Source organism: Stenotrophomonas maltophilia group sp. msm1, assembly GCF_032025805.1.
GTDB lineage: Bacteria > Pseudomonadota > Gammaproteobacteria > Xanthomonadales > Xanthomonadaceae > Stenotrophomonas > Stenotrophomonas hibiscicola.
The window spans coordinates 353782-370127 of record NZ_JAVSKH010000003.1 but is presented as its reverse complement, the minus strand read 5'-3'; the positions used below and the strand labels follow the sequence as shown (position 1 = coordinate 370127).

Here is a 16346-nt window from a genome sequence, read left to right as displayed (position 1 = left end):
GCCCGGACCGCAGGCAACAAAAAACCCGGCCGGGGCCGGGCTTTTGCCTGCAGCCCAAACCCCGAAGGGCAGGGCGGCAACGCCGGATCAGGCGGCCTTGAGGGCCTTGATGCGGTCGTTCAGGCGGCTCTTGTGGCGAGCAGCCTTGTTCTTGTGGATCAGGCCACGCGCGCTGAAGCGATCCAGGATCGGCTGGGCAACGGCGAAGGCGGCTTCGGCGCCGGCGGCATCGTTGGCGTCCAGCGCCTTGATCACTTTCTTGACAGCGGTGCGCAGCATCGAGCGCTGAGCCACGTTGCGCGCGTTGCGCACGACGGTCTGCTTGGCGCGCTTCTTGGCGGACTTGATATTGGCCACGGTGGTGGTTTCCTGAAAAATCGGTGTTATGGGAACAGCAAGCTAGCTAGTATGATGGCGTAAGAAATGCACGTCAAGTCGATTGTCAAGAGGGACGCTGAGTGAGTTCACCCAAGTTGTTGCGGGGCCTGCTGTCGTTCAGCAGCATGACCATGGTCTCGCGCGTTCTCGGACTTGTCCGGGACTTCGTGGTGACCACCACGTTCGGCACCAACGCCATCACTGATGCTTTCTGGGTCGCCTTCAGGGTACCCAATTTCCTGCGGCGTTTGTTCGCCGAGGGCTCGTTCGCCACCGCTTTCGTGCCCGTGTTCACGGAAGTGAAGGAAACCCGCAGCCACGCCGAACTGCGCGAACTGATGGCGCGCACCGCCGGCACCCTGGGCGGGGTGCTGATGCTGGTCACCGCACTGGCCCTGATCTTCGCGCCGCAGCTGGCCTCGGTCTTCTCAAGCGGCGTTGATACCGACCCGGTCAAGCAGGGCCTGCTGGTCGACCTGTTCCGCCTGACCTTCCCGTTCCTGCTGTTCGTCTCGCTGACCGCACTGGCCGGCGGTGCGCTGAACAGCTTCCAGCGCTTCGCGATGCCGGCGCTGACCCCGGTCATTCTCAACCTGTGCATGATCGCCGGTGCGCTGTGGCTGGCGCCGCGGCTGGGCGGCACGCCGGAAAAGCAGATCCTGGCGCTGGGCTGGGCGGTGCTGGCGGCCGGCATCCTGCAGTTGCTGTTCCAGCTGCCCTCGCTGAAGGGCATCAACCTGCTGACCCTGCCGCGCTGGGGCTGGAGCCATCCGGGCGTGCGCAAGGTGATGACGCTGATGGTGCCGACCCTGTTCGGTTCCTCTGTGGCGCAGATCAACCTGCTGCTGGACACGGTGATCGCGGCCAAGCTGACCGATGGCTCGCAGTCCTGGCTGTCGCTGGCCGACCGCTTCCTGGAGCTGCCGCTGGGCGTGTTCGGCGTGGCGCTGGGCACGGTGATCCTGCCGGCGCTGGCCCGCCATCACGTCAGTACCGACCGCGAGGGCTTCTCGCGCTCGTTGGACTGGGGCCTGCGCATGACCCTGCTGATCTCGGTGCCGGCCATGCTGGGCCTGCTGCTGCTGGCCGAGCCGCTGATCGCAACCATCTTCCAGCACGGCCAGTTCAGCGCCTTCGATACCCGCATGACCGCGCTGTCGGTGTACGGCCTGAGCTTCGGCCTGCCGGCATTCGCCCTGCTGAAGGTGGTACTGCCGGCTTTCTACGCCCGCCAGGACACCAAGACGCCGGTGCGCGCGGGTGTGGCCGCGCTGGTGGCCAACATGGTGTTCAACTTCGCCCTTCTGGCGGTGTTGTACCAGGTGATGGTGCCGGACGAGCTGAAGGCGCAGGGCGTGATGGCGGCCATCGGCAAGCAGCCGGGCCTGCACCTGGCGCTGGGCATTGCCAGTGCGCTGTCCAGTTACCTGAACCTGGGCCTGCTCTGGTACTGGCTGGGCAAGACCGATGTCTACCGCCGCCGGCCGGGCTGGGCTGGCTATCTGCTGCGGCTGCTGCTGGCCTGCGCGGCCATGGTCGGGGTGCTGCTGGCCCTGCTGCACTGGCTGCCAGGCTTCTCGGCGATGACTGTGTGGGAGCGGATCGGCGCCCTGGCGCTGCTGGTCGGTGGCGGTGGCGCGACCTACGCGGTTGCCATGGTGGCGATGGGCTTCCGCCCGCGCGACCTGCGTGGGCATTGATCGTGCGCCGTGACGGCTATACTTCAGGGCTACACCATTGAAGCGGCGGCCCCGGTCGGGCCGGAACGAGAGTTGATGAGCAGGCTGTTCAGAAGCGTGGAGGGCGGGGCGCTGTTCCCCAACGGAAGCGTGGTCTGCATCGGTGCATTTGACGGCCTCCACCTGGGCCATCGTGCGCTGGTGCGCCACGCGGTTGCCCGCGCGCGCGCCTTGGGCGTGGCCGCAGTGGCCGTGGCATTCGAGCCGCTGCCGCGTGAATTCTTTTCCCAGGGCACGCCGCCACCGCGGCTGACCCTGGCCCGCAGCAAGGTCGAGATCCTGCGCGAGCTCGGTGTGGATGCGATCGGACTGCTGCGTTTCGACGCGGCGATGGCAGCGATGCCGGCCGAGGATTTCGTCCACCGGCTGCTGGCCCACCGCCTGGGCGCACGCGAAGTGTGGATCGGCCCGGAGTTCTGCTTCGGCAACCGCCGCCGTGGCGACCTGGCCCTGCTGCAGAAGATGGGCGCTGCACTGGGCTTCACCGCGGGCGAGATCGAAGCGGTGGATCTGCATGGCGAGCGCATTTCCAGCACCCGCATCCGCCAGCTGCTGCAGCAGGGCGACTTCGCCCGTGCCAACGACCTGCTGGGCCGTCCATACGCGATCAGCGGCCGGGTGGTGCGCGGTCGACAGCTTGGCCGTACGCTGGGTTTCCCCACTGCCAACCTGCGTTTCCCGAAGACGCCGGCGCTGTCGGGTATCTACGCGACCTGGGTGCATGGTGTGTTCGACCAACCGTGGCCATCGGTGTCCAGCTTCGGCACGCGGCCGACGGTGGAGGGCGTGGAGCCGCTGCTGGAAGCCCACCTGTTCGATTTCCAGGGTGACCTGTACGGTCGCCACATCGACGTGGAATTCGTCGCCAAGCTGCGCGACGAAGAGAAGTTCAATGATCTGGCGGCGCTGACCGACCAGATGCACCGCGACGCCGAACAGGCGCGCGCCATCCTTTCCGAACATAGATTGCGAGCCACTGCGTGAGCCAGGACTACAAGACCACCCTGAACCTGCCAGCCACCGAATTCCCGATGCGCGGCGACCTGCCCAAGCGCGAGCCGGGCATTCTGGCGCGGTGGGAAGCGCAGGGGCTCTACCAGCAGCTGCGCGACAACGCCGCCGGCCGCCCGCTGTTCGTGCTGCACGACGGCCCCCCGTACGCCAACGGCCGCATCCACCTGGGCCACGCGGTCAACAAGATCCTGAAGGACATCATCGTCAAGTCGCGCTACCTGGCCGGCTTCGATGCGCCCTATGTGCCGGGCTGGGACTGCCATGGCCTGCCGATCGAGATCGCGGTGGAAAAGAAGTGGGGCAAGGTCGGCACCAGGCTCGACGCCGTCGAATTCCGCCAGAAGTGCCGCGAGTTCGCCGAAGAGCAGATCAATATCCAGCGCGTGGACTTCAAGCGGCTGGGCGTGACCGGTGACTGGGACAACCCGTACAAGACCCTGAGCTTCGACTTCGAAGCCAACGAGATCCGTGCGCTGTCCAAGGTCGTGGCCAACGGCCACCTGGTGCGCGGCGCCAAGCCGGTGTACTGGTGCTTCGACTGTGGCTCGGCGCTGGCCGAGGCCGAGATCGAGTACCAGGAAAAGGAATCGCCGGCGATCGACGTGGCCTACGCCGCACGCGATGCCCAGGCCATCGGCCAGGCGTTCGGCGTGAGCGTGCCGGCCGACGTCGAAGTGGCCGTACCGATCTGGACCACCACCCCGTGGACGCTGCCGGCCTCGCTGGCGGTGTCGCTGGGCGCGGAGATCCGCTACGTGCTGGCCGAAGGCCCGGCGCACAACGGCAAGCGCCGTTGGCTGGTGCTGGCTGCGGCGCTGGCCGAGCGCGCGCTGCAGCGCTACGGCGTCGAGAACGTGGTGCTGCACGGTGAAACCACCGGTGCGGCGCTGGAGAACCAGCTGCTGGCGCACCCGTTCTACCCGGAGCGCGAGATCCTGGTGCTCAACGGCGACCACGTCTCCGACGAGGACGGTACCGGTGCGGTGCACACCGCCCCCGGCCACGGCCAGGAAGACTTCGTGGTCAGCCAGAAGTACGGCCTGCTGGACAAGTACAACGCTGGCCAGGTGACCCCGATCGACGGTCGTGGCGTGTACCTGGAATCGACCCCGCCGGCCGGTGACGTGGTGCTGGCCGGCCAGCACCTGTGGAAGGCGCAGGAGGCCATCGTCGGCGTGCTGCGCGACAACGGTTCGCTGCTGGCGTTCCATCCGATCCGCCACAGCTACCCGCACTGCTGGCGCCACAAGACGCCGGTGGTGTTCCGCGCCACCCCGCAGTGGTTCATCTCGATGGACAAGGCCAACCTGCGCAACGATGCGCTGGCCGCCATCGACACCGTCGGCTGGTTCCCGACCTGGGGGAAGGCGCGCATCCAGAGCATGGTCGACGGCCGCCCGGACTGGACCATCTCGCGCCAGCGCACCTGGGGCGTGCCGATCGCACTGTTCACCCACCGGCAGACCGGCGAGATCCATCCGCGTTCGGTGGAGCTGATGCAGCAGGTCGCCGACCGCGTCGAAGCCGAGGGCATCGACGTGTGGTACTCGCTGGATGCCGCCGAACTGCTGGGCGCTGAAGCCGCCGACTACGAGAAGGTCACCGACATCCTCGACGTCTGGTTCGATTCTGGCGTGACCCATGAAGGCGTGCTCGCCGCGCGTGGCTTCGGCAAGCCGGCCGACCTGTACCTGGAAGGTTCCGACCAGCACCGCGGCTGGTTCCAGTCCTCGCTGCTGACCGGCGTGGCGATCGACAAGCGCGCCCCGTACAAGCAGTGCCTGACCCACGGCTTCACCGTGGATGAGCACGGCCGCAAGATGTCCAAGTCGCTGGGCAACGGCATCGAGCCGCAGGACATCATGAACAAGCTGGGCGCGGACATCCTGCGCCTGTGGATCGCCTCGGCCGACTACAGCAACGAGATGTCGCTGTCGCAGGAGATCCTGAAGCGCAATGCCGATGCCTACCGCCGCCTGCGCAACACCGCACGCTTCCTGCTCGGCAACCTGGACGGCTTCGACCCGGCGCTGCACCTGCAGCCGCTCGAGCAGATGGTCGCGCTGGACCGCTGGATCGTGCATCGCGCGTGGGAGCTGCAGGAGAAGATCAAGGCGGCCTACGACGGCTATAACATGGCCGAGATCGTGCAGCTGCTGCTGAACTTCTGCAGCGTGGACCTGGGCTCGCTGTACCTGGACGTGACCAAGGATCGCCTGTACACGATGCCGACCGATTCGCACGGTCGCCGTTCGGCACAGAGCGCGATGTACCACATCGCCGAAGCGTTCACCCGCTGGGTCGCGCCGATCCTGACCTTCACCGCCGACGAGCTGTGGGGCTACCTGCCGGGCGAGCATGCTGGCCATGTGCTGTTCACCACCTGGTACGACGGCCTGGCGCCGCTGCCGGCCGATGCCCAGCTCAACGCCGCCGACTTCGACCAGCTGCTGGCCGTGCGCGAACAGGTGGCCAAGGTGCTCGAGCCGATGCGGGCAAACGGCGCGATCGGTGCCGCACTGGAAGCGGAGATCACCATTGCCGCCAGCGAGGAGCAGGCCGCGCGCTGGCAGCCGCTGGCCGATGAACTGCGTTTCCTGTTCATCAGTGGCGACGTGCAGGTGCGCCCGGCGACCACCGACGAGGTGTTTGTCAGTGCCCAGCCGACCAGCAAGGCCAAGTGCGTGCGCTGCTGGCACCACAGCGCCGACGTCGGCAGCAACGCCGATCATCCGGAACTGTGCGGCCGTTGCGTAAGCAACGTGACCGGCGCCGGCGAAGTGCGGAGCTGGTTCTGATGGCCGCGCCCCGTCCGCATCCGAACGCCCTGGTCTGGCTGCTGCTGTCGGCCGCCATCATCGGCCTGGACCAGTGGTCCAAGGCCTGGGTGCTGTCCAGCCTCCCGGAGTTCCAGCCGGTGGTGGTCATCGACGGCTTCTGGAACTGGTACCGCACCTACAACACCGGCGCGGCATTCAGTTTCCTGAGCGACGCCGGTGGCTGGCAGAAGTACTTCTTCACCGCACTGGCGATCGCCATCAGCGGCCTGATGGCGTGGTGGCTGCGCGGCACCGCGCGCGGCAACTGGAAGGCCGCGGTGCCGTATGCGCTCATCATCGGCGGCGCCATCGGCAACGTGATCGACCGCCAAGTGCACGGCCACGTGGTCGACTTCATCCAGTGGTACGTGGGCAGCTACACCTGGCCCTCGTTCAACATCGCCGACTCGGCCATCGTGGTAGGTGCCATCGGCATCGCCCTGTTTGGCCTGTTCGACGGCAAGTCCGCCAAAAAGGCGGATAATGCCAATCCGAAACCGTAAGCCGGCCGCTGCCGGGAGATTGAACTGATGGATGTGCTGCTCGCCAACCCGCGTGGTTTCTGTGCCGGTGTCGATCGTGCGATCGAGATCGTCAAGCGCGCGATCGAAACGCTGGGCGCGCCCATCTACGTCCGCCATGAAGTGGTGCACAACCGCTTCGTGGTCGACGACCTGAAGCAGCGCGGCGCGATCTTCGTCGAGGAACTCGACGAAGTGCCGGACAACAACACGGTGATCTTCAGCGCCCATGGCGTGTCCCAGGCCGTGCGCCAGGAAGCCGAGCGCCGTGGCCTGAAGGTGTTCGACGCCACCTGCCCGCTGGTGACCAAGGTCCACTTCGAAGTCGCCCGCCACTGCCGTGCCGGCCGTGACGTGGTGTTGATCGGCCACGCCGGTCACCCGGAGGTGGAAGGCACCATGGGCCAGTGGAACCGCGAAGCCGGCACCGGCCAGATCTACCTGGTGGAAGACGTGGAGCAGGTTGCCACGCTGCAGATCAACCAGCCGGACAACTTCGCCTACACCACCCAGACCACGCTGTCGGTGGATGACACGCGCGGCATCATCGATGCGCTGCGCGAGCGCTTCCCGGCGATGCAGGGCCCGAAGAACGACGACATCTGCTACGCCACGCAGAACCGCCAGGATGCCGTGCGCGATCTGGCCAAGCGCTGCGACCTGGTGCTTGTGGTCGGTTCGCCGAACAGCTCCAACTCCAACCGCCTGAGCGAGCTGGCCCGCCGTGAAGGCGTGGAGTCGTACCTGATCGATGGCGCGCACGAGATCGACCCGGCGTGGGTGGCGGGCAAGCAGCACATCGGCGTGACCGCTGGCGCCTCGGCGCCGCAGGTGCTGGTCGACGGCGTGCTGGCACGCCTGGCCGAGCTGGGTGCCAGTGGCGTGTCCGAGCTGGACGGCGAGCCGGAATCGATGGTGTTCGCGCTGCCGAAGGAACTGCGCCTGCGCCTGGTCGACTGACCGGGAAAGGCCTCATCCACGCATGGCGTGGATAAGCACATCCATGACCTTTGGCCATGGGGCCGGCCATCGCACAGGCCTAGCATCGGAGGATTCTCCGATGCTGGAAGTTGCCGATGAAGACCCGTGCCCTGGCGATGTCGTTGCTGTTCGCGCTGGCCGCCACGCCCGCGCTGGCGCAGGCCTCGCCATCGGGTGATGCCGCAGCCCCAGGCCTGCTGCGCATCGATGTGGATGCACGTGACCTTGCCCGTCGCATCTTCAAGGTGACCGCCACCGTGCCGGTCAAGCCCGGTCCGGTCACCCTGCTGTACCCGCAGTGGATTCCCGGCAACCATTCGCCCACCGGCCCGATCGACAAGCTGGCCGGCCTGCGCGTGACCGCCAACGGCAAGCCGCTGGCCTGGCAGCGCGACCAGTACAACGTCTATGCGTTCAAGGTGGACGTGCCCGAGGGCGTCAGCGAGATCGTCGCCCACTTCGATTTCCTGTCCTCGCAGGGCGGGAGCCAGGGGCGGGTGGTGATGACCCCGGAAATGCTCAACCTGCAGTGGAACGCCAATTCGCTGTATCCGGCCGGCGTAGATGCGCGCAACCTGCAGGCGCAGGCCAGCGTGACCCTGCCCAAGGGCTGGTCGTTTGCCACGGCGCTGGAAACCGCGCACCGCGTCGGCGATACCGTGGTGTTCAAGCCGATCTCGTATGACCATCTGGTCGATTCGCCGTTGTTTGCCGGCGAGCACTACCAGCGCATCGATCTCGATCCGGGCGCGAAGGTGCCGGTGCACCTCAATGTGTTTGCCGACGAAGCCAAGTCGCTGAAGCCGACCGACGCGCAGATCACGATGCACCGCGCGCTGGTGCAGCAGGCCGACAAGCTCTATGGCGCGCGTCACTACAACCATTATGAATTCCTGCTGGCCTTGACCGATCGTCTTGGCGGCATCGGCCTGGAGCATCACCGCTCCAGCGAGAACAGCGCCGACCCGGGTTACTTCACCGAGTGGGACCGCAACGCGTGGATGCGCGATCTGCTGCCGCACGAGTACACCCATTCCTGGAACGGCAAGTACCGTCGCGGTGCCGACCTGGCCACTGCCAACTTCAACGTGCCCATGGGCGACAGCCTGCTGTGGGTGTACGAAGGGCAGACCCAGTTCTGGGGGCAGGTGCTGGCGGCACGCTCGGGGTTGTGGTCGGCTGCGCAGGCGCGCGACATGCTGGCCAATGTGGCCGCGACCTATGACCGTGGCCGCCCGGGCCTGGCCTGGCGGCCGCTGCAGGACACCACCAACGACCCGACCATCGCCCAGCGCCGCACGTTGCCGTACCGCAACTACCAGATGAGCGAAGACTATTACTCCGGCGGCCAGATGCTGTGGCTGGAAGTGGAAGGCAAGCTGCGCGAACTGAGTGGCAACCGCCGCAGCCTGGATGACTTCGCGCGCGCCTTCTTCGGCGTCGGCAATGGCGACTGGGACGTCAACCCGTACACCTTCGACGACGTGGTCGCGACCTTGAACGGCATCGCGCCGTACGACTGGGCGACGTTCCTGCGCGGGCGCCTGGACGGCCACGGTTCGTTGACCGGCGGCCTGGAACTGGCGGGCTGGAAGCTGGTCTACCGCGATACGCCGAACGATGCCTACAAGGCGCAGGAGAAGCGCGCCAAGGCCGCATTGCTGGCGTACTCGCTGGGTGCGACGGTGCTCGACAACGGTACGGTCGGCGACGTGATCTGGGACAGCCCGGCCTTCAACGCCGGCCTGGCGCCTGGCATGAAGGTGATTGCCGTTGGCGGGCGTGAGTACAGCAGCCAGCGCTTGAAGGATGCGGTAGCTGCGGCGGCGAAGGACAAGGCGCCGATCGTGTTGCTGGTGAAGCAGTTCGATCGGATCGACTCGATGAACATCGACTACCACGGTGGCCTGCAGTACCCGGTGCTGGAGCGCATTGCCGGCAAGCCTGACCGCCTTGCGGAGCTGTGGAAGCCACGATGAAACCGCGCGCCGGCGATGGCGTGATCCTGCTGATGGCGATCCTCGCCATCATCGGTGCGTTCCTGTACGGTGACGGGCGCTGGCTGCATTGGCTGGCGAAGCCGGCGACCACGCTGCTGATCGCTGCCATCGCCTGGCGGGTGCGTGATCCTGCGCAGCCGACCTACCGGCGCGCGGTGCTGGCCGGCATGCTGCTGTCGTGCGTGGGTGACATCGCGCTGATGCTGCCGATGGACGCGTTCGTACCGGGGCTGGTGGCGTTCCTGCTGGCGCACCTCTGCTACATCGTCGCCTTCCGCGATGGCCTGCGTGCCGGGCGTGGGCTGCTGGCCGCCAGCGTCCTGCTGGCGGCCTTTGCCGTACTCAATGTGCTTGGCCTGTGGCCGCACCTGCCTGCACCGATGCGTGTGCCGGTGCTGGCATACGTGGTGGTGCTGGCATCGATGGCAGCGCTGGCCCTGGCACGGCAGTGGCGCAGCCCGCAGCCCGGTGCCGTGGAAGCCCGAAGCGCCCGCTGGGCCGCGGCAGGTGCATTGCTGTTCGTCGCCAGCGATTCCCTGCTGGCCTGGGACCGCTTCGCCGGTGGCCTGCCGTTGGCCAGCCTGCTGGTGTTGTCCACGTACTATGGCGCGCAGTACGCCATCGCCCGCTCGGTGAAACAGCAAAAAGGGGACGGAGGGGATTAAGTCGCAATCCGCACCAAGGCACATACGACTTAATCCCCTCCGTCCCCTTTTTGTGCGGCCTATCGGTGGTTCACGCCGCGCAGGGTGCCCTGCGCATCGAACTGCAGGCGCACGGATTCGCGGTCACCGGCCACTTCGTCTGGCAGCCATACCAGCTTGCCGCCCTTGCGCACGATCACATAGACGTGGCTGACGTCACCCGGTGTGCCCATCAATGCATTGCGCTGTACCTGCAGCGCCTGCGCCACACGCGGTACTGCCTCGAAATCAATGCTGGCCAGAGGCGTGCTGCTGCGCTGTAGGCTGATGGTGGGGGCGAACTGTTGTGGGTTTACTGGATTGCCCTTGCGCCACTGGCCGTGCTCGAAGTGGTAGCTGTCCACGTGCGTTGGTTGCTGCGGGTTGACCAGATCCAGGTTGATGCGGCCATCGTCGTAGAAGTGGATGCTGTGGAACACCGTCAACCGGTGCCCGGCCAGTGCCGGCAGTTGCTCCAGTGCCTGGCGGGCGGCCAGCAGGTAGTCCGCATCGAACAACCGGTTGCTGCGTTCGGGAGCCGGCATTGATCGCGGTTCGGGAATCGGGGCGAGCGAAGCGGGCCTCTCGCGCGATGGCGGCATGGTGATCGGCGCGGTCGCGCGGTCAGCCTGCACCGAATGCCCCAGTGTTTCGCCTATCGTCTGCAGCGCACCACCGGCAACGGCGGCGCCAGCCAGCACCAGCAGCACGGCGGAAAATACCACGGGTGTGGAAGGCGGCCGCTTCATACAGCCTCCAGGCGCACATTGCTGCGGTCATCCGGGTCGTACAGCAGCGTGACCTGCTCGCGTGGAACGTTGGCCAGCTCGATCAACGGGATGAAGCGGCGCACGCTCACCTGCTGTATGCCACCTTCGCGGTCGGTATATTCCAGCTGGAACTCCACCTGCGGCTGTTCGTTGAGGTAGGTGCCGGTCTGGCGCACCTTCAATACCCGGGCCTCCACACCGATGCCGCGATACTTCAGCGCATCACCGCGGGCATCGGCGTGCAGCAGGCGGCCGAGCAGGCGCAGTCCCAGCGCATAGCCACACAGCACCAGCGGGCATACCAGCAGCGGGTGACCGAACGACAGGAAGGTCCAGCCCAGCCCCTCGTTCTGCAGCCGGTAGGCCAACACATAGGCAGCGGCAACGGCTGCGATGCCGAGTGCTGCACCGATGCCGCGTCGCCACAGGCTGGCGACATTCAGTTCGGGCTGGGCACCGTCCAGTACCACGTTCGGGAACGCGCCCGGCACCCGGCTCAGGCGTGCATCGATGTGCCTGCCGACGCCGAAGCGCTGCAGTTGCGGCTTGCTGTCGACTACCAGCAGCTGTTCGCGGATCGGCGTGCCGGACAGGTTCTTGAAGGACAGCTGCAGTTTCCATTGCGCGAAGCCACGCACCTGCACGCCGGTCTGTTCAGCGTGTTCGATCAGCGCATCGCGTGGTTCGCCATCGGCGAGGATCGAACGAACGCGATGCAGGGCGCGTGGTGGGCCGAGCAGCAGGAAATGCAGGAACGCGAACAGCAGAGCGAGCCATGCAGCGAGCGACAGTGCCAGCAGCAACAGTGCCAGCCACGGTGCACTGCGATCAGCCAGCGCCACCGGCCACGAGGTGCCGAAATAGAGAATGCAGGGGAAGGGCAACGCGAAGAACAGCAGGAACGCGCCCCAGAACCAGAGATAGGCCTTCATGGGGGGAGGTGGCAGACCGGTGGAACAGGCCGCGTAGGTTACTACGCTCAGCGGAACTGCAGGGTAAGCAGGTAGTAGCGGCCGAGCGGATCATCCAGCCCCGGCATCTGCCCGCCATTGCCGACCAGGTAGTTCACCGGTTGCGTGTCGAGCACGTTGTGCACGTCCAGCGCCGCGACGACGCGCGGGCCGAGGCGGCGTGCCAGGTGCAGGTTCCAGCGCAGCTGGCGCGGATTCATGCAGTGGTTCTGTTCGGCCTGATCCTGCGGGCATTCGGCCCCCGGCAGCCAGGCACGGGTGCGACCGACCTGGTTGCCGCGCAGGGCGACGTCCCAGTTGCTGTTCTGCCATTGCGCGTTCAACACCGCAGCCAGTTCGGGTGTCACATGGCCGCGCAGGTCCACGGCGGCCCCGTGGTCACGGCGCCGACGCAGTTCCTGCTGCTTCAGCGCATCGAGTGAGAACAACCATTGGCCGTTGCTGCCGCTGTCGATGCGGTATTCGCCACGCAGGACCCAGTTGCGGGAGGTGGTGCGGCCGATGTTGTCGAACGACAGGCGCAGGCTGCTCAGGTAGCCGTCGTCATCCAGCTCCCAGGTGCTGCGATTCCACACCGCGTCGCTTGGCTGCAGGGCGAGGATCTCGTTGCGCAGTTCCACGATGTTGTGGGTCAGCGACAACGAAAACGTGTCGTTGGGTGTCCATGTGGCGGCCAGCGAATGGCTGCGCGATCGCTCGGCCTTCAGTGCATCGTTCTCAACCACGTTGGCCGTGACGCTGCAGCCGCCACTGGCCGTGGCCATTGCACATTCAGGAAGGGCACTGGACACCGGAAGCGTGATCGACCCGAAGTAGCCCGGGGGGCGCCGTTGCTCGAACAGGCTCGGCGCACGGTAGCCGCGTCCGCTGGCCAGCAGGAACGACCAGTGAGGCGTCGGGGTCCAGCGCAGTCCGGCACGTGGCGAGAACGCCATGAAGCCGTCGTCGCGGTCCCAGCGTGCGGCCAGGTCCGCGCGCAGCGTGGGTGCCAGTGGCAGGCCCAGCTCGGTATAGACACCGCTGCTTTGCCGCGACAGGCGGCGTTGCTGCTGCGGCAAACCCAATGCAAGGTCGCCCTGGCTCAGCAGCGCATCCGGATGCGAGGTCCAGCGCTCATGGCGCAGGTCGATGCCGGTCGCCAGTTGCGCATTGCCCCCAGCCATCGCCATCAGCTCACGCTGCACGCCCCACCAGCCCTGCCACTGTGCAGTGCTGCCGCGGTTGCGGATGGATGGGAACAGCGCGTCCATATCGGCTGCCGGCGGCGCGTCGAAGCCGGGAATGAACCTGCGTGCCTGCGTTGCTTCAAGCAGCAGCGCCGTGCGCACCGTGCCTGCCGTGGACAAGGTGACTTCGCTGCGCTGCGCACTGATGCCGGCTTCCCAGCTGCGCCGGCCCTGGTCACGTCCGATGCCGAAGGTGGCGTCCGTATCGGTGGCGCGGACCTTGGGACGCACGTTGCCGGCCTCACGCAGCACACTGTTGAAGGTGATGCCCCGCGACACCACCGCAACGGCGGTCGGGCCCAGGTCGAAGCGCTGGCGGTTGTGACTGGCCCGCACCTCGGCATAGGCATAGCGTCCCTCACCCCGTTCGTGCCGGTAGCGCAGGTAGGCCGACGCGGTATCCGAGGCCGGTTGCAGCGAACGCGGCCGGGCGCTGTCGAACCAGCAGCCGTCCTCGCGCCGCTCCAGGGGCGGCTCGCAGCGCCGCGCGGGCACGTACCAGTTGCCCAGGATCGCGCCGATCGGATACAGCGAGGTTTCCGCATGCCAGTCACGCTGGTCACCGGCGACATGCTCGACACGGTGCAGATCGAGACCGGCAAACCAGCGGTCTCCGTTGCCACGCGCGCCGCCCGTGGCGGCCTGCAGGCGGTACTGGCCCGCGTCACCACGGCTGCTGAGTCCGGTCTGCAGCATGGCTTCGGGCCCATCGGCCTGGTCGCGCAGGATGATGTTGACCACGCCGGACATGGCATCGGCGCCATAGATGGCCGAGGCACCGCCGCGTACCAGTTCGATGCGGTCGACGAAGCTCAGCGGAATGCCGCCGAGGTCGGTCAGCCCACCCTGTTCCAGCGACACCATCGGATAGCGCGGCAGGCGCCGGCCATTGACCAGGAACAGCGTCGCCCGCGGTCCCATGCCATCGAGGCTGGTGGTGGCCGCTGCACCCACCGGCAGGTACTGCGAATCGCCGCCGCGCGAGGTGCTCATGGCAGGATGGCCGTTCATGCCGGGCAGGTGCCGCAGCAGGTCGAACAGGTTGCCGTAGCCACTGCGCAGGATGTCGTCACGATCAATGGTGGTGACCGGCAGCGTGGTCTGCACCGAAGAGCGCGGCAGCCGGCTGCCGGTGACGTGGATGGGAGCCAGTTCCACCTCGTGCGGCGTGTCGGCGGACCTGGGAGGCGGGCGCGGCAGACGCGGGGCGGTGAACGCTGCCGGCGGCTTGGCAGGCTCGGCATGGACCCGCCGCACGACAAAAGCACCCGAGGACGTGCGCAGGATGTTCACCGGCAGGCCGGCAACCAGTTGCTTCAGCGAAGCCCCGGTATCGCGCTGGCCACGGGTGCCATCGGTGCGCAGACCCTCCAGTTCACGTGCGTCGAACAGCAGGGCGGTGCCACTCTGCCGGGCCCATTGCTGCAGTGCCGGTACCAGTGGGCCGGCGCCCACGTCGATCGCCAGCGTGCCTGCGGGCGTGCCGGCATCGGCCATCGGTACTGCGGCAACGCCCAGGGCAAGGCATAGCAGGGCCCGGAGCAGCCCCCACTGCAGCGCACCCGGACCTGCCTTCACTGCCGGTCTCCTCAGTATGTGCGGCGCAGTTCCAGCGCGCCATCCGGACGCGTCTGGCCAGCCACGGACCACCCCAGTTCCAGCGCCGACAGCAGTTCCTGCGCATCGCCGGCACGGAAGGTACCGCTCACGGCCAGGCTGGCGATCTCAGGATCGGCGATCACCAGCGGCGTGCGGCCGTAACGGTTCATGCGTTCGACCACGATCGACAGGGGGGTGGCATCGAACACCAGTTGCCCCTGCAGCCAGCCTTCAGCGGCGGCAGTGGAGGAGAGGGCAGGGCCTGGCTGGATACGGCCGGAAGGCAGAACCTGCAGCTGCTGGCCGGGCGCCAGCGTGTGCTGCGCTGCGCCGCTGCTGACTTCGACGGCACCTTCCAGCAGCGCGACCTCGACCAGGCCGTCGCGCAGGCGTTCCACCTGGAAGGTCGTGCCGATGTCGCGGATCGTACTGTCGCCGGCGCGCAGTTGCAGCGCCTTGTTCGACGGTGCGACCTGCAGTTGCAGCCGGCCCTGCTCCAGCACCAGCTCACGATGGCGCCAGCCGAAGCGGGCGCGGAGAGTGGTGCCAGCATCCAGCATGGCGACGCTGCCATCGGCCAGTGTCTGCTGCTGTGGCTGGTGCGAATCATTGGCGTAGACCTGTGGCGTCGGGTTGCCGTCGACGGCAGCCATCCAGCCGATGCCGATCGCCATGCAGACACCGGCAGCAGCGGCCACGCCCGGCAACCAGCGCCGGCGCGGCGGACGCGCCGCGCGTGCCGCAGCGGTCCGCAGCCAAGGGTCAGCCGCAAGCCCAGCGCCCTTCTGGAACAGGGTTTCGGCCTGCACCCAGGCTTTGACGTGGGCCGGATCTTCGGCCAGCCAGTCCTCGAACGCTTCGCGTTCGGCCGATGTGCAGTCCGGGGCTTCCAGGCGGGCTACCCAGGCGCTGGCGCGTTCAAACAGCTGTGCATCATCCCTGTGCGGGGTGCCACTCATTGGCCGTCCCTGTCGTTGTGCAGCGGATCCGATCCCAACTCCTGACGCAGGCCCTGCAGGGCGCGGGCGATATGTTTTTCCACGGTCTTGGCAGTAATTCCACAATGCCGCGCGATCTGCGTGTAGCTCATGCCGGTGATGCGGTTGAGCAGATAGACCTCGCGTGCGCGTTCGGGCAGCTTGAACAGGGCCTGCCGCAGCAGGGACAGCATCTGCCCCGACTCGGCCTGGCGCAATGGATCGGGCGAGGAACTGGACGGTTCGTCGCTGCCATCGTGTTCGGCCAGCGGCAGATGCGGCCGCGACAGCGGTGAGCGGCCGCGGTCTGCCAGGCGGTTGCGGGCGATACGATACAGCAGCAGGCGCAGTTCGTCCGGACCCTGTGCGCGGTAGCGGATCAGCCGCTCCATGCAGTCCTGCGCGATATCCTCCGCATCCTCAGGCCCAACCCCCCGCGTGCGCAGGAACGCGCACAGCGGTGCGCGCTCTTCGCGCACGAACGCGATGAAGGCATCCGCAGGTGCGGGTAGCTCCGGCGCGCGATGGAGCAGGGGAGACGGGGTGGACAGGGCTGGCCTCGACGGTGGGTGGCGAATGCGTCGTCGAGTTTTACGCGACGATGACCGGATGGGGAAGAGTGTGCATCGATCGAATCCCCATTGTGAATGTATTCATTTTCCAGGATC

At 66.9% G+C, this 16346-nt stretch carries 13 protein-coding genes; 7 read left to right on the top strand and 6 right to left on the bottom strand.

Annotated features, from left to right (window positions below):
- Window positions 1-87: 87 nt before the first annotated feature.
- Window positions 88-357, bottom strand: a complete 270-nt coding sequence (rpsT, locus tag ROV95_RS16885; protein WP_005408560.1) for a 30S ribosomal protein S20 — start codon at window positions 355-357, stop codon at window positions 88-90.
- A 116-nt stretch (window positions 358-473) separates the two neighbouring features.
- On the opposite strand from rpsT, the gene murJ reads away from it, so the two are divergent.
- From murJ to ROV95_RS16850, 7 genes are all read left to right on the top strand, one after another.
- Window positions 474-2078, top strand: coding sequence for a murein biosynthesis integral membrane protein MurJ (murJ, locus tag ROV95_RS16880; RefSeq protein WP_032955127.1), 1605 nt, complete (start codon window positions 474-476; stop codon window positions 2076-2078).
- 75 nt (window positions 2079-2153) lie between these two features.
- Window positions 2154-3101, top strand: coding sequence for a bifunctional riboflavin kinase/FAD synthetase (locus ROV95_RS16875; protein WP_019659293.1), 948 nt, complete (start codon window positions 2154-2156; stop codon window positions 3099-3101).
- Window positions 3098-5929 (top strand): isoleucine--tRNA ligase, encoded by a 2832-nt coding sequence (ileS, locus tag ROV95_RS16870; protein WP_312545400.1) that lies wholly within the window; start codon window positions 3098-3100, stop codon window positions 5927-5929. The genes ROV95_RS16875 and ileS overlap by 4 nt, the downstream gene beginning before the upstream one ends.
- Entirely contained in the window at window positions 5929-6453 is a 525-nt protein-coding gene (gene lspA, locus ROV95_RS16865) for a signal peptidase II (protein WP_005408564.1), read from the top strand. Before ileS ends, lspA begins: the two co-directional genes overlap by 1 nt.
- Window positions 6454-6480: 27 nt before the next feature.
- Window positions 6481-7431: a 4-hydroxy-3-methylbut-2-enyl diphosphate reductase gene (gene ispH / locus ROV95_RS16860; protein ID WP_019659291.1), complete on the top strand. Its 951-nt coding sequence runs from the start codon at window positions 6481-6483 to the stop codon at window positions 7429-7431.
- Between the two features lie 116 nt (window positions 7432-7547).
- Window positions 7548-9431, top strand: a complete 1884-nt coding sequence (locus ROV95_RS16855) for a peptidase M61 (RefSeq protein WP_312545398.1) — start codon at window positions 7548-7550, stop codon at window positions 9429-9431.
- A complete protein-coding gene (locus ROV95_RS16850) occupies window positions 9428-10117 on the top strand; it encodes a lysoplasmalogenase (RefSeq protein ID WP_312545397.1) in 690 nt (229 codons plus the stop codon). Before ROV95_RS16855 ends, ROV95_RS16850 begins: the two co-directional genes overlap by 4 nt.
- Window positions 10118-10176: 59 nt before the next feature.
- Here ROV95_RS16850 and ROV95_RS16845 read toward each other — a convergent pair whose 3' ends face one another.
- From ROV95_RS16845 to ROV95_RS16825, 5 genes are read right to left on the bottom strand one after another with little or no spacing between them, the layout of a single operon-like run.
- Window positions 10177-10884 (bottom strand): hypothetical protein, encoded by a 708-nt coding sequence (locus ROV95_RS16845; RefSeq protein ID WP_312545395.1) that lies wholly within the window; start codon window positions 10882-10884, stop codon window positions 10177-10179.
- A complete protein-coding gene (locus tag ROV95_RS16840; protein ID WP_312545393.1) occupies window positions 10881-11837 on the bottom strand; it encodes a hypothetical protein in 957 nt (318 codons plus the stop codon). The genes ROV95_RS16845 and ROV95_RS16840 overlap by 4 nt, the downstream gene beginning before the upstream one ends.
- Window positions 11838-11884: 47 nt before the next feature.
- Window positions 11885-14680 carry a TonB-dependent receptor gene (locus ROV95_RS16835; protein WP_312545392.1) on the bottom strand — a complete coding sequence of 932 codons (2796 nt, stop codon included), beginning with the start codon at window positions 14678-14680 and terminating at the stop codon, window positions 11885-11887.
- 11 nt (window positions 14681-14691) lie between these two features.
- A complete protein-coding gene (locus tag ROV95_RS16830) occupies window positions 14692-15660 on the bottom strand; it encodes a DUF4880 domain-containing protein (RefSeq protein ID WP_019659285.1) in 969 nt (322 codons plus the stop codon).
- Window positions 15657-16211, bottom strand: a complete 555-nt coding sequence (locus ROV95_RS16825; protein ID WP_167692761.1) for a sigma-70 family RNA polymerase sigma factor — start codon at window positions 16209-16211, stop codon at window positions 15657-15659. Before ROV95_RS16825 ends, ROV95_RS16830 begins: the two co-directional genes overlap by 4 nt.
- Window positions 16212-16346: the final 135 nt, after the last annotated feature.